The sequence below is a fragment of the Pannonibacter phragmitetus genome, from assembly GCF_050510895.1.
In the GTDB taxonomy this organism is placed as follows: Bacteria; Pseudomonadota; Alphaproteobacteria; order Rhizobiales; family Stappiaceae; genus Pannonibacter; species Pannonibacter phragmitetus_B.
On record NZ_JBNINT010000001.1, the window covers coordinates 2,219,621 to 2,232,792 of the forward strand.

The following is a 13,172-nucleotide window of genomic DNA, read 5'->3' on the forward strand; positions in this document are numbered from 1 at the left end:
GAGGCAGCGGCCCGCGCCTCACACCTAACTGTCTTATGCTGCTTTGGCTATTGAAAACCGGACGGTTTCACGGCTCCGCCAGTAGTTTTCACATGGCGGTTGCGGCACTGCACCATGCCAGAAGACCGCGCCAGCCAGTCACTCCGGCGGACAGCCCTTTGCGGCCTCAACCTTGCGGAGTTCAGCCAGATAATTGCGCACCTCAGAGACGAGGATTCCCTCATTGGGGGACAGGCATCTCCTGTTGCGAAAAAAGCCCTGAGCTCCCGGTCACCTCTCGGACAGATACCGCCTTCTGCGCGGATTTTCTCCCGCAGATACCAGAGCTGATCACAGCCGAGCCCGTAAAGCTCCTCCGGCGATTTCTGCATGTTGGCCCGCTGCTCGGCCGAAACAAAGCCGCAGAGCGTGCCGGCGAGCATCAGCAACAAGACTGCTTTCCTGATGCCTGTCATACGCCCGCCCTTTTCTCCGCAACCGCCTGCACTTCCGCTGCAATGCTCTCGATGCGCTTGCGGTCAGCCTCAATCACGAGAGCTTCAGAGGAGAACTGGCTGGCGATTCTGGATACGAGTACAGCTTCCTGCGCAGCCCGTCCGCCTTCCATCTGCGCCAGCGCCAGAAAGGCCTTCTGCAGGCGAACTCCAACCGCCATATTCGACGCGCCATCCCGGGCGATGCCCCAGAACAGATCCTCGAACATGTCACCGAGCTTCAGGGCAGGAACATGCACGCGCGGAAATGGGACCTGATCGTCAGGCTCACCCTCTTCCCGCAGCCATTGCCCCAATAGCCGCAGGCCTGTGCCAATCACGTCAATTGCTGTGCCTGGATCATTCACCGCCGGGGACAGCGCCCGGCAGGCAATCTCGCTCAGCACCACGAGCCCGAAGCGCGGGTCCTGATCGTAAGAGCGTTCATCGCCAATGGTGACGGCGGCAACAAGCGCAGCGCAGGTCTCCTCGTCAGCCCCCTGTCACATACATCAAGGGCTGAACGCTGTCGTTAAAATGGCCGGGCAAGGCGCAAAGATGAACTTCCAGCTTCCCCGCGTCGGCGATCCGCGACAGGCCGGCCATGTCGATATACTGAATGTAACCGATGACGGGTGAGAGCAGCGGTTTCCCCGATGACAGGGCAGCTCCCGCAGAAACCTTGCATCCCCCCAGACAAGGCGCCAGACAACGGCTGCGCATGGCGCCAGCTGTTGCGCGCTCGACAAGATCGATCGTCTCGCCCACACGGCCCAGCCGCGACAGGTAATTGATCCAGCCGATCAGCACCACAACAATGAGAACCACGACCCCGAGCGTTGCCAGAAACAGCACGAGACGGCCGCCGTCTCCATAGAGTCCGCTGGAAAGCCCGATGATTCCCGCAAGACTGAACAGGAACGCTCCGATGAAGACCGACAGCGCGTTCTGAGACGTGTTGTCCCTCAACATCAGCTTGTTGGCGCGTGGCGTGGTGGAGCTGGCCGCAGCCGAATAGGCAGAAACCATGATGGAAAGAGAGAAGGTCGTCACGGCGAGCATGCTGCTGGCAAGAATGTCCAGAATGCCCGAAACGGCCCGAGCTTCCACGTGTACGAGATCGCGGCAGACTGCCTGCCTTGTCCACCAGCGCGCCGCCCAGTGCCACGCCTACGGAGGCCAGACAGAAGAACCAGACGCGCACCCACAGCCGCTGGCCATATTGCTGCAATATCCAGCGCCATTTGCTCATGAAGCCGCCTTTCCGCAGGTTGATGCCGCGCCTTGATGCGGCTTCGGAACTGCGACCTTAAGGCAAGGAAGCGGGAACACCAACCGGCGCCAGAAAAGCATAAAGCCGCCGAGGTTTCCCACCGGCGGCTGTTAGCCTTTTTGAAGAAATGGTGCGGTCGAGAAGACTCGAACTTCCACGGGTTGCCCCACAGCGACCTCAACGCTGCGCGTCTACCAATTCCGCCACGACCGCGATTTCTTCATTTCCCCGCCGCAATCAGCGTCGAGGCGCCCCATGTAGCAAATCGGATTCTGGGGCGCAAGGGGCTTCTCTGCTTTATTTTGAAACTGTGCGAAATTGCCGTGAGCCTGTGGGTAACTTTTTATCCAACCATCGGAAACTCAAGGGATTTCGCGAGCAAGCCTGTGGCATGGCAAACCGAAACGGCCCCAGTCTATGGCCGGTCTTCCGCCAATCTCACAACGGCCCGTCAGTTCGCATGGGCCGCACCTCAGGCGCACGCATCAGGACCTCGGTAATGGAAATGCCGATCCGCTCGCCCAGAAGCACCACCTGCCCCTTGGCCACAAGCGTGTTGTTTGCATAGATCTTCACGTCATCCTCTTCGGCGACATCCAGATCGATCACGGCGCCACGCCCCATGCGGAGCAACTGGTGCACCGGCATGCGCGTGGTGCCCAGCACCACGGAAATATCGACGGTAATGTCATCAAATGTGGGCATTTTGCTTTTCCGTCCGGCCTTCCGCCTGTACAAGTCTGCAATCCTGACGCCGTGGACCTGTTCAGGGCCTCTGGCATCTCGCCGTTACAGCAGTTTAGCCTGACCACCGGGCGCAAAGCCACCGCCAATGCAGCCTGACCCAATGCAGATCACCGGCCGTTCCGAACTCGTCCCCGATTTTCGCCCCTTGCCCGGAAGTCCGGCGGTGGAATGGCGGATATCTGACGAGCCCGTTCCTTATGATGAGGCCATGGCCTTCATGGAGCAGCGCGTCGAAGCGATTGCCGCGGGCCTCGCAGATGAATGCGTCTGGCTGCTGGAGCACCCTCCCCTTTATACGGCCGGCACAAGCGCGAGGCGCGAGGACCTGCTGATGCCGGACAGGTTCCCCGTATATGACGCCGGGCGCGGCGGGCAATACACATACCATGGTCCAGGTCAGCGCATCGCCTATGTGATGCTGGACCTGAAGCGCCGGCGGCAGGACATCCGCGCCTTCGTGGCGGCGTTGGAAGCCTGGGTGATCGGATCGCTCTGGCAGCACCATGTGCGCGGCGAACGGCGGGAGGACCGGGTGGGTGTGTGGGTGCGCCGTCCCGACAAGGGCCCGGAAGTGGAAGACAAGATCGCGGCCATCGGCATCCGCGTGCGCAAGTGGGTCACCTTCCACGGCATCAGCCTGAACGTAGATCCGGATCTGGAGCACTTCTCCGGCATCGTCCCTTGCGGCGTGGCGCAACACGGCGTGACCAGCCTTGTGGATCTGGGCCTGCCGGTAACACTTCCTGAGGTTGATATCGTCCTTCGGCAAGAATTTGAAAAGTTGTTTGGCGAGGCACGTGCCTCCACGAGTTCTGCCGGAGAGTGAAACCGGCAGAACCGCAGCGGACAGGCATTTCACGCAAGCCTGCCGCAAGGTTCATCAGCATATATAGCAAGGGCCTGCAGGATCCGGTCACGGCACCCTTTGGTGCGGGCTTGAACATACGCTGCCTGCGACCTCTTTACGGAGATCTTTGCCGCTCATGGACCTGGTGTCACCAAGCCCCACGCGTACCGAATACATCCATGATGACCGGACCCAGACACGCGTCGCCATGGTCATCATCGGATTTGGAGCGGCCGCCTGTGTCGTGGGAAGCCTGGCGGCAAACAGCATCTGGCCGGCAGCTCTCGCCAGTCTGATATCCGGATCCATCATTTTGCGGCTTCACCTCCAGACTGCCCGCACACGTGTGATTTTCGATACGCACGGTAACAAGCTCCTGCTGGAGCACCGCACGCCCTCGGGCCGGCTGCTCGGCAGTGGCCGGTATGAGCTGTCCAGCCTTGAAAATGTTGTTGTCGAAAGGGCCGGCCCCTTACACAATTTCATGTCCCGCAAGGTATGGCAGCGTCCGGTCATGATCATTGCGGGCCAGCGGGTCCCCTGACCTACCGCAGCTTCGAAACCGGCAGCGGCACGGAAGAGATCATTACGCAATTGCGTGACCGCTTCGGCCTGCCCCGCTCCTCCCGTTCCCTCGTGGATCAGGAATACACGGACCCTATCGAGGTCAAGCAGCCCCGCACCAGCCGAGAAGCAAACGCGGACGACGACGAAGACAACCTTACCGCCATCGCCAAACGCGCCCGCGCCATCCGCGAGCAAAGCCTTGGGGACTCGTAGGGTCCGGCTGTCCACCATCTTTCTTCTTATCTGAGCCCCAGACCGGCAGGTTTTCCTGCAGGAGCGAGGGCGTTTGCCGTTTACGGCGGACTTCGTAACAAGCTCCAGCCGCCCCAGCGGGCAGCGCGCCGCCTGCCGCGCTTACGCGCGCCCTTGCCCCGGCACATCATGCGTTAAGACGCTGTATTCAGCACCGCGCACAAACTTAGCCAGGTTAGGGAATCTCCTGATTCCGTTGAGTTTGCTGGCGACCTCCGCCCTTCCAAACCATTTAATACTACTATTAATTCACCAAACACATCGGAGTGACAGATAAAAGACACTAGCGTTTAGGCAGTTTTAAGCATCATCAATCAAATAGTGCCGAGGAGGAAAGTACCGGAATCACAGCTCCATCAGCTAGAGAGACCTTTCGACGATGACGCAGATTAACCCGTCCGGCCGCCGCCGCAGTCTCATGACCAGGATCCTTGCGGCAACAGCCGCCTCGATCCTCGGAATTTTCGCCATCTTCGCCCTCTACAACGACGTAGTCATGCGTGAGCAGACGCAGGAACGTGTGAACAGCAACCTGTCGATGGTAGGCAGTTCCGTTGCGAAAAGCGTCTCGAACTGGCTGACGGGCCGGACGATGCTGACCGAATTCGCCATGCAGTCGCTGGGTGCAAAGCCAGCCTCCGAAATGACCGCGGAACAGTTCGACATCCCGCTGCTGACCTCTACCTTCCTGATGACCTATTATGGCGCTTCAGAAGGCCAGTTCTTCCAGTGGCCGCCGTCACCGCTGCCCGAAGGTTATGACCCGCGCAAGCGCCCCTGGTATAAGGCAGCCGCCTCTTTCGGCAAGCTGACGCTCACCGAGCCCTATATCGCAGCCTCCTCCGGCGAACTGAATATTACCGCCGCAGCTCCGCGCTACCAGAATGGCCAGCTGGTGGGCGTCGTCGGCTCCGACTTCTCGATCCAGATGCTGGACCAGATGCTGAAGGACGCCAACCTTGGCGATCTCGGTTTCCTGTTCATCACCGACAAGTCCGGCAAGGTTCTGATCCATGCCAACCAGGACCTGATCGGCAAGACACTCACAGACATCTACCCCGGCGCGCAGGTTTCGACCGGAGCTCTGCAGGACGTCGACAGCGCCGATGGCGCCCGTCTGCTTGGCTTCCAGCCAATTGCAGGCCTGCCGGGTGTGGACTGGTATGTCGCCATGTCCATCGACAAGGCCGTTGCCTTTGCCGAACTGTCTGATTTCCGCCAGTCTACGCTGATTGCAACGCTTGCTGCCGTTGCCATCATGCTCGGCATCATCGGCACCCTGTTCCGCAACTGGCTGGCCCGCCCGCTGGGCAGCATTACCGCCGCCATGAGCCTGATTGCTGACGGTGACCTGACCGCCTCCATTCCCGGACTTGGCCGCAATGACGAGATCGGCGCTATCGCCGGTGCCGTGCAGGTGTTCAAGGAGCATTCGCTGGAGCGCGAGCGTCTGGAGGCGGCACAGCATGCCGAGCAGGAAGCCAAGCAGCGCCGCGCCGAAGCCGTTGACCGCATGATCAACGCCTTCGCCTCTGAAGTCGGCTCTGCCCTGCAGACCGTGACTTCGGCAACGCAGAATGTGGTTTCCACCGCACGCCAGCTGACCCAGACCTCCGAAAACAGTTCGGATAACGCCAATCAGGCTGCGGCGGCTTCCGAGCAGGCTGCCGCAAACGTTCGCTCCGTTGCCGCGGCTTCCGAGGAACTGAACTCCTCGATCGCCGAGATTGCCCGCCGGGTGGAGCATTCCAACGAGATCGCCAACCGTGCCTCGGATGCCGCCGCCGAGACGAACCAGACGGTTCAAAGCCTCGTGCAGACGACGGACAAGATCAGCCAGATCGTTAAGCTCATCAATGACATTGCCGCCCAGACCAACCTTCTGGCGCTCAATGCCACCATCGAGGCGGCACGTGCAGGCGATGCCGGCAAGGGCTTTGCGGTCGTGGCGACGGAAGTGAAGTCTCTGGCCAACCAGACGGCTTCGGCCACGGAAGAGATCGCCACGCAGATCCAGGCGATGCAGGCCGTGTCCAATCAGGCCGCAATGGCCATCGGCAGCATCGCCGATGTCATCGATCAGATGACACACATTTCTACCGACATTTCGGCTGCCGTAACCCAGCAGAGCGGTGCCACCACCGAGATATCCCGCTCGGTGCACGAAGTGGCAACCGGCACGCAGAATGTCTCGGAAACCCTGAGCCACGTATCACGCGGCGCCAGCGACACCGGCGAAAGCGCACAGGTCCTGCTTGATGTTGCCACCCAGCTGACCCAGCAGACCGGCAACCTGCGCCAGCGGATTGATGCCTTCTTTGCCGAGATCCGTGCAGCCTGAGACAACAGGCCACAGAACCTGAACGTAAAAGGGCGGCCCCATCAGCCGCCCTTTTTGTTTTCTGGCTTGCCGGGAAACGGCATCAGGCCTCCATCGGCACACTGGCCATGGCTTCCAGCAACGCAGGCCGGTGCTCTTCCACCAGTGCTTCCAGCTTTGTCACACACTCAGGCGTGAAATGCCCTTCGGCATCCAGAATGTTGACCGTCCCGACAACCTTCTCCCCGTCTGAAACAGGAATGTTCATCGCGGAATAGCAGCCGAGCTGGTTGATGAGCGCATGATCGGAGAAATAGATCGCAAACTCCGGCGTCGTGTTGGCGATGAAACTCTTCTGCTCCCCGATCACGAGATCGGTCCAGCCATCCGAGCGCATCGGCTTGGTGCCGGAGGTGGGATAGTCATTGGGGTGCGAGGTATAGGCGCGGCGGCTGAGGCCCGCCTTACGGTCGAGAACCGTCACCGTGAAGAGACGGGCGCCCACGGCGGTGCGGGCTGCCACATGCAGGGCGGCAAAGACGGTATCGGGGGATGCGGTCATGATGGACTTCCGGGGCGTTGGGATGAGAGAGGGAAATGACGGGCGGCGATGGAGTGTTTTCCTGGGATCTCAACGGTGTCATCCCGGTTTGGCGCTCAGCGGCAAGACCGGGATCCAGTAAGCCCGGCGCACGTGATGCGAATGCCTAGGATACGGGATCCCCGCCTTCGCGGGGATGACAGCGGTTGAGTGTTAGGCCCGAAGGGCAGCCAGCCGCCCTCCGGGATATCATTCAGGCAAACTGCCTCAGTTCTTGGTCACGAGGCGGTAGTAGACAAAGTCGGACGTGGCGCCGTTGACGTAGCCCTGAACCTTGCCGTTCATCGCCACCTGCTTGACCGCCTGGAACATGATGACAAAGGGCGATTCCGCCTGCATGGATTTCTGCAGCTCGGCATACATTTCGAGGCGCTTTTCCGGCGACTTTTCGGTCAGCGCGGCCATCGTCTTTTCGTTGATTTCCTTCGGCGGCATCCAGGCATTGCGCCAGGTGGTCGTCGAGGCGTACTTGTCGTCCGAATTGTCGGCGTTATAGGCGAAAGCCTTGGCGTTGGAATGCGGGTCCATGAAGTCCGGGCCCCAGTAGAGCAGCATGCCCTGATGGGTGCGGGCGCGGTACTTGGTGATCACCTGTGCACCGGTGCCAGGGATGATCTCGAAGTTGATGCCCGCCGGAGCAAAGGACGACTGCAGCGCCTGCGCCATGTCGGTGAAAGGGCTGGAATTGATCACGTCCAGCTGGATCGTAAGCGGCAGCTTTACCCCGCCATCGGCGAGGATCTTCTTCGCCTTTTCCACGTCATACTTGAATGGCGTGTCATTGACCGCGCCGGGGAAGCCCTCCGGCCAGAAGGCCTGATGCACCATCATCTGGCCCTTCAGGAAGGTGCTGGCCATGCCGTCATAATCGACGAGATAGCGGGAAGCCTCCCACAGCGCCTTGTTGGTCAGCGCCTCGGTCTTCTGGTTGAAGGAAATCCAGTGAACGGCGGCCTGCGGATAGGTCTCGACCTTGATGTCAGACTTGCCTTCAAGGCCTGACACCTGATCGGGCGTCAGGTTCTTGGCCATGTCCACATCGCCAGATTCCAGCAGCAGGCGCTGGGTGGCCGCTTCCGCCACATGGCGGATGACGACCTGCTTCATGGCCGGTGCCCCGCCCCAGTAATCCGGGTTGCCTTCCAGCGCCAGCATTTCGGAGGGCTTGTAGGCGCGCAGCTTGAACGGACCGGTGCCGGCGGAGTTCTTGTTCAGCCAGGCATTGCCCAGATCACCATTCTCCTGATGACCCATCACCGTTTCGATATCGACGACGGAAGCGACACGGGCGGCCAGAACGTTGAGCACGAACAGCGGCGAGAAATCGCCAGCATAACGGACAGTGACCTTGTTGCCGTCCACGGTCACCATCTCTTCGATGTTGTCCGGGGTCCAGCCAAGCTGTGCGAGAATGAAGGCGGGCGCCTTGTTGAGCACCAGCACGCGCTTCCACGAGCCAGCCACATCCTCACCGCGCAGCGGATTGCCGGAATGGAACTTCACGCCATCACGCAGGGTGAAGACAATGGTCTTGTTGTCGGCGTCGATGGCCCATTCGCTCGCAAGGCCCGGCGCAAGGGTGGTGGTGTCCACCGCGTCATACTGGACGAGCTGGTTGTAGACGTTGACGACATATTCGCCGGAGGAAAACTCGTAGGCGGTCGCCGGGTCGATGGTGACGATATCGTCGATGTTCTGCGCAATGACGAGGGCCGTGCCCGGCGTTGCAGCATGAGCCGGCAGCGCGGTCAGCGTTGTCAGGGCCGTCAGCGACAGCAGACCGGCGGCAAACGCGGTTCTGAAAAGCTTCATTGTCTTCTCCTGAAGGAAGGCAGGTTTGTCTTGGCCGCAGCATTCCCCGCTACGGCTGGTCGGGGTTTCGGCCAATGAGCCGGGGCGTATTGCCTGTCCAAAGGATGCGGACGGGCCGGTCTCCGGCGTTGGCGAAGGAATGGGGCGTGTCGCCCATGAAATGCAGGCTGTCCCCGGCGTTGAGCGTGAAAACAGCCTCGCCCAGCGTCTGGCGCAGCGTGCCTTCCAGAACGACGATCAGCTCCTCACCCGTGTGGGAGGTCTGCTCCGAGGCATAGCCAACCGGGATGTGGACGATGACTGACGACAGGGCGCCGCCCGGTAACGCCGTGTTGAGCCGCTCGTAGGACAAGGCCCCTCACCCAGCGAGAACAACTCACGCTCGCCCGAGCGGGTGATGCTGTTGGCGGGCTTTGGCGTCGCCACGAACCAGTCGATCTCGACACCCAGCGCATCGGCAATGGCAGCAAGCGTGCCCAGCGAGGGCGTGGCCTTGCCGCGCTCCACCTGTGACAGGAAGCCGACGGAGATGCCTGCCTGATCAGCCAGCTGCTGCAGGGTCAAATCCCCTTGCGCCGCAGCTCGCGGATCCGGCCGCCGAAGTGCGGTGTCGCCGCAGCTGTTGCGCTGGCCTGCGTCTCCCCAGCATCCTTGAGGGCGTTGCTCATCCCGGATCTCCAAAATTTCTTTGACGCTAGTAAAAAATTTTGCTACGTCAAAAGAAGTTTAACTGGCAAGGAAAACGCCGTGAGCAACGCCACCCTGACCGGCCGCCGGGGCGCCCTTCCTGCCCGGCTCACTTCCCTGCTGTGGTTTGCTGCCACGATCACGCTGACTTTCCTCGGCCTGCTCGCCATCACCTTTGTCATCGGGCGCGTTGTGCCCATTGATCCGGTGCTGGCGGTCGTCGGTGACCGGGCGCCGAAGGAAGTCTATGACGCGGTACGCCAGCAGATGGGCGTTGATGATCCGCTGCTTGTCCAGTTTGCCCGCTACGTGGTCGATGTGCTGCAAGGCGATCTCGGCAAGGCTGTGACGACCTCCAACCCCGTGATCGAGGATCTGGCGCGGGTGTTTCCGGCCACATTCGAGATGGCAACGCTCGGCATCATCATCGGCGTTGCTATTGGCGTGCCGCTGGGTGTGTGGGCTGCCGCAAGGCAGGGCAGCGTCATCGACCAGATCATCCGCGTCATCGGTCTTGCCGGCTACGCCATCCCGGCCTTCTGGCTAGGGCTTGCCGGTCTTGTGCTTTTCTACGCCAAGCTGCAGTGGGTTGGCGGGCCGGGCCGGATCGACATCTTCCTTGACGGGCTGGTCACGCCGCACACCGGGCTGCTGCTGGTGGACAGCCTGATCGACGGTGACATGGACAGCTTCAAAAGCGCCTTCGCCCATATCATTCTGCCCTCGACGATCCTCGGCTTCTTCGCCCTCGCCTATATCGCCCGCATGACCCGCTCCTTCATGCTGGAGCAGCTGGGGCAGGAGTTCATCACGACGGCCCGTGTGAAGGGCGCGCCGGAGCGGGTGGTGATCTGGCGCCACGCCTTCCGTCCGATCCGCGTACAGCTGATCACCGTCATCGGCCTGTCCTACGCCGGATTGCTGGAAGGTTCGGTGATGATCGAAACCGTATTCTCCTGGCCGGGTATCGGCAACTACCTCACCAATGCCCTGCTCAATGCCGACATGAATGCGGTGCTGGGTTCAACGCTGGTGATCGGCGCCGTTTTCATCTGCATCAACAAGCTGTCTGATGCGCTCTATCTCCTTCTGGACCCGAGGGCCCGCGCATGAGCTCGACCCGCGACTGGCTGCTGGACGAAACACCCGCCACCCGTCTTCAGGCCCAGCTGGGCCAAGGCTACCGCACCTTGCGCGCGCTTCTGCGCAATCCGCTGACGGTGGTGGGGCTGGTGATCATCCTTGCACTGCTGCTGACAGCGGCATTCGCTCCGTGGATTGCGCCTTACGATCCTCTGCAGGGAGAGCTGACAGCCCGCCTTCTGCCTCCCTCTGCCGCCCACTGGATGGGCACGGATGAGCTGGGCCGTGACATCTTCAGCCGTGTCGTATACGGCGCACGCATCACGCTGTTCATCGTGCTGCTGGTGGCCATCATTTCCGCTCCGCTCGGCCTCGTCATCGGGGCCATATCAGGCTATTTCGGCGGGGTAGCGGACCGTATCATGATGGGGCTCACGGATATCTTCCTGTCCATGCCCCGGCTGATCCTTGCCCTTGCCTTTGTCGCCGCCCTCGGACCCGGCATCGAGAATGCGGTGATCGCCATCGCCATCACCGCCTGGCCAGTCTATGCTCGACTTGCCCGCGCCGAAACGCTGACTATCCGCAGGGCGGAGTTCATCGCCGCGGTGCGGATGCAGGGGCGAGCCATGGCCGCATCATCCTGCGCCACATCCTGCCGCTGTGCATGTCCTCCACCATCGTCCGCGTCACGCTGGACATGGCGGGCATCATCCTGACGGCTGCCGGACTCGGCTTCCTCGGCCTGGGCGCGCAGCCGCCGCTGCCCGAATGGGGGGCAATGATCTCCCGCGGACGGGCTTTCATTCTGGATCAGTGGTGGGTGGCCACCATGCCCGGCTTTGCCATCGTGATCGTCAGCCTCGGCTTCTGCCTTTTCGGCGATGGCCTGCGTGACGTGCTTGATCCGCGCCAGCGCACGAAGTGAAGGACCCGTGATGAGCACGCTTCTCGACGTTCAGAACCTCAAGGTCCGTTTCCCCACCGAGCGCGGCGAGGTGGAGGTGGTGAAGGGCATCAGCTTCTCTCTGGGCCGCGAGCGGCTTGGCATCGTGGGTGAATCCGGCTCCGGCAAGTCCATGACCGGCCGGTCCATCATGGGTCTGATCGGTCATCCGGGCCGCGTCACCGCAGACCGGATGGTGTTTGACGGCATCGACCTCACGAAGACCGGTGAGGCCGGATACCGGCGCCTGCGCGGGGCGCGCATGTCCATGGTGATGCAGGACCCTAAATTCTCGCTGAACCCGGTAATGCGCATCGGCGAGCAGATCGGCGAAGCCCTCGCCTTCCATGCGCGGATGAGCGCGAAAGCCCGCAAGGCAAAGGTTCTGGAAGCACTGGAAGCGGTGCGGATCAACGATCCGGAGCGGGTCTATGCGCTTTATCCGCATGAAGTTTCCGGCGGCATGGGCCAGCGGGTGATGATCGCCATGATGGTGATCCTTGAACCGGACCTGATGATTGCCGACGAGCCGACCTCGGCGCTGGATGTGTCCGTCCGGGCGCAGGTGCTGGAAATCATGGATGATCTTGTCCGCCGCCGCGGCATGGGACTGATGCTGATCAGCCATGACCTCAACATGGTCTCGCACTGGTGCGACCGCATCCTTGTCATGTTCAACGGCGAAATCGTCGAGGAATGCGCTGCTGGCAAGCTGCATGAGGCGAAGCACCCCTACACGCAAGGGCTCATCGCTTCCCTGCCCCGCCTCAAAGAGACCCGCGAGCGCCTGCCCGTGCTCGACCGCGCCGCACTGGAGAAACTCAAATGATCGGCGTTGAAGGCCTCACGGTTGTCTACGGCAACACGGCAGTGGTTCGGGATGTCAGCTTCTCCGTCGCCACCGGCGAGAGTTTTGCGCTCGTAGGGGAATCGGGCTCCGGCAAGTCCACCATCCTGAAGGCTCTGGCCGGACAGGTGGACAGCTGGTCCGGCGCGCTGACGCTCAGCGGCCTGCCGCTCGGCCACAAGCGCACCAAGGCGATGATGCGCCACGTGCAGATGGTGTTTCAGGACCCCTACGGCTCGCTGCATCCGCGCAAGACGGTGGATGATACCTTGAGCGAACCGCTGGCAATCCATGGGCTTGGTGAGCGGGATCAGCGCGTTCTGTTCATGCTGGATGCCGTCGGCCTTGCCCGCAAGTTCCGCTTCCGCCTGCCGCATCAATTGTCAGGAGGACAGCGCCAGCGTGTGGCCATTGCCCGTGCCCTGATGCTTGAGCCAGAACTGCTGCTGCTTGACGAGCCGACCTCGGCGCTGGACGTATCGGTGCAGGCGGAAATCCTCAACCTGCTGAAATCCTTGCGCGAGGAGCGCGGCCTCACCTATCTGCTCGTCACGCACGATCTGCCGGTGGTTTCCTTCCTCTGCGACCGGCTGGGTGTGCTGCGCCATGGCCAGCTGGAGGAAATCGCGCCAGTCTCTGCGCTTAAGGCAGGCGCCCTGACCAGTGCCTATGGCCGCGAACTGGTGGAGCGCAGCGAGGCGTTCTGAAAAGCTTCCG

Annotated in this window: 14 protein-coding genes, 1 tRNA gene and 1 pseudogene; 7 read left to right on the top strand and 9 right to left on the bottom strand. The window is 61.5% G+C overall.

Features of this window, described 5'->3' with window-relative positions:
• Positions 1–47: 47 nt before the first annotated feature.
• From ACQB61_RS10435 to ACQB61_RS10455, 5 genes are all read right to left on the bottom strand, one after another.
• On the bottom strand, positions 48–455 hold the full coding sequence (locus ACQB61_RS10435; RefSeq protein ID WP_430512580.1) for a YARHG domain-containing protein: 408 nt from the start codon (positions 453–455) through the stop codon (positions 48–50).
• Positions 452–928: a DUF2254 family protein gene (locus ACQB61_RS10440; RefSeq protein WP_430514345.1), complete on the bottom strand. Its 477-nt coding sequence runs from the start codon at positions 926–928 to the stop codon at positions 452–454. Before ACQB61_RS10440 ends, ACQB61_RS10435 begins: the two co-directional genes overlap by 4 nt.
• Before the next feature lie 37 nt (positions 929–965).
• Entirely contained in the window at positions 966–1,583 is a 618-nt protein-coding gene (locus tag ACQB61_RS10445) for a DUF2254 family protein (protein WP_430512581.1), read from the bottom strand.
• Positions 1,584–1,874: 291 nt separating this feature from the next.
• A tRNA-Leu gene (locus ACQB61_RS10450) sits at positions 1,875–1,959 on the bottom strand.
• 225 nt (positions 1,960–2,184) lie between these two features.
• Complete coding sequence (locus ACQB61_RS10455) at positions 2,185–2,451, bottom strand: FliM/FliN family flagellar motor switch protein (protein ID WP_430512582.1); 267 nt, start codon at positions 2,449–2,451, stop codon at positions 2,185–2,187.
• 142 nt (positions 2,452–2,593) lie between these two features.
• On the opposite strand from ACQB61_RS10455, the gene lipB reads away from it, so the two are divergent.
• The 3 genes from lipB (at position 2,594) to ACQB61_RS10470 (ending at position 6,500) form a co-directional block, all read left to right on the top strand.
• The gene (gene lipB, locus ACQB61_RS10460) at positions 2,594–3,319 is read left to right on the top strand and encodes a lipoyl(octanoyl) transferase LipB (protein ID WP_430512583.1); all 726 of its coding nucleotides are present in this window, start codon (positions 2,594–2,596) and stop codon (positions 3,317–3,319) included.
• Positions 3,320–3,838: 519 nt separating this feature from the next.
• Entirely contained in the window at positions 3,839–4,120 is a 282-nt protein-coding gene (locus tag ACQB61_RS10465) for a hypothetical protein (protein WP_430512584.1), read from the top strand.
• Between the two features lie 418 nt (positions 4,121–4,538).
• Positions 4,539–6,500: a methyl-accepting chemotaxis protein gene (locus tag ACQB61_RS10470; protein ID WP_430512585.1), complete on the top strand. Its 1,962-nt coding sequence runs from the start codon at positions 4,539–4,541 to the stop codon at positions 6,498–6,500.
• 82 nt (positions 6,501–6,582) lie between these two features.
• Here the strand turns inward: ACQB61_RS10470 and ACQB61_RS10475 are convergent, their stop codons facing one another.
• From ACQB61_RS10475 to ACQB61_RS10490, 4 genes are all read right to left on the bottom strand, one after another.
• Positions 6,583–7,041 carry a GAF domain-containing protein gene (locus ACQB61_RS10475; RefSeq protein ID WP_430512586.1) on the bottom strand — a complete coding sequence of 153 codons (459 nt, stop codon included), beginning with the start codon at positions 7,039–7,041 and terminating at the stop codon, positions 6,583–6,585.
• Positions 7,042–7,287: 246 nt separating this feature from the next.
• The gene (locus ACQB61_RS10480; RefSeq protein ID WP_430512587.1) at positions 7,288–8,892 is read right to left on the bottom strand and encodes an ABC transporter substrate-binding protein; all 1,605 of its coding nucleotides are present in this window, start codon (positions 8,890–8,892) and stop codon (positions 7,288–7,290) included.
• A 49-nt stretch (positions 8,893–8,941) separates the two neighbouring features.
• On the bottom strand, positions 8,942–9,244 hold the full coding sequence (locus ACQB61_RS10485) for a cupin domain-containing protein (RefSeq protein WP_430512588.1): 303 nt from the start codon (positions 9,242–9,244) through the stop codon (positions 8,942–8,944).
• Positions 9,130–9,456: a helix-turn-helix domain-containing protein gene (locus ACQB61_RS10490; protein WP_430512589.1), complete on the bottom strand. Its 327-nt coding sequence runs from the start codon at positions 9,454–9,456 to the stop codon at positions 9,130–9,132. The genes ACQB61_RS10485 and ACQB61_RS10490 overlap by 115 nt, the downstream gene beginning before the upstream one ends.
• A gap of 183 nt (positions 9,457–9,639) precedes the next feature.
• Between ACQB61_RS10490 and ACQB61_RS10495 the strand changes: the two genes are divergently transcribed.
• From ACQB61_RS10495 to ACQB61_RS10510, 4 genes and pseudogenes are all read left to right on the top strand, one after another.
• Positions 9,640–10,692, top strand: a complete 1,053-nt coding sequence (locus ACQB61_RS10495) for an ABC transporter permease (RefSeq protein WP_430512590.1) — start codon at positions 9,640–9,642, stop codon at positions 10,690–10,692.
• Positions 10,689–11,590 (top strand): annotated as a pseudogene (locus tag ACQB61_RS10500) (ABC transporter permease). The gene ACQB61_RS10495 and the pseudogene ACQB61_RS10500 overlap by 4 nt, the downstream one beginning before the upstream one ends.
• A gap of 10 nt (positions 11,591–11,600) precedes the next feature.
• On the top strand, positions 11,601–12,437 hold the full coding sequence (locus tag ACQB61_RS10505; protein ID WP_430512591.1) for an ABC transporter ATP-binding protein: 837 nt from the start codon (positions 11,601–11,603) through the stop codon (positions 12,435–12,437).
• On the top strand, positions 12,434–13,162 hold the full coding sequence (locus ACQB61_RS10510) for an ABC transporter ATP-binding protein (RefSeq protein ID WP_430512592.1): 729 nt from the start codon (positions 12,434–12,436) through the stop codon (positions 13,160–13,162). The genes ACQB61_RS10505 and ACQB61_RS10510 overlap by 4 nt, the downstream gene beginning before the upstream one ends.
• Positions 13,163–13,172 lie beyond the last annotated feature (10 nt).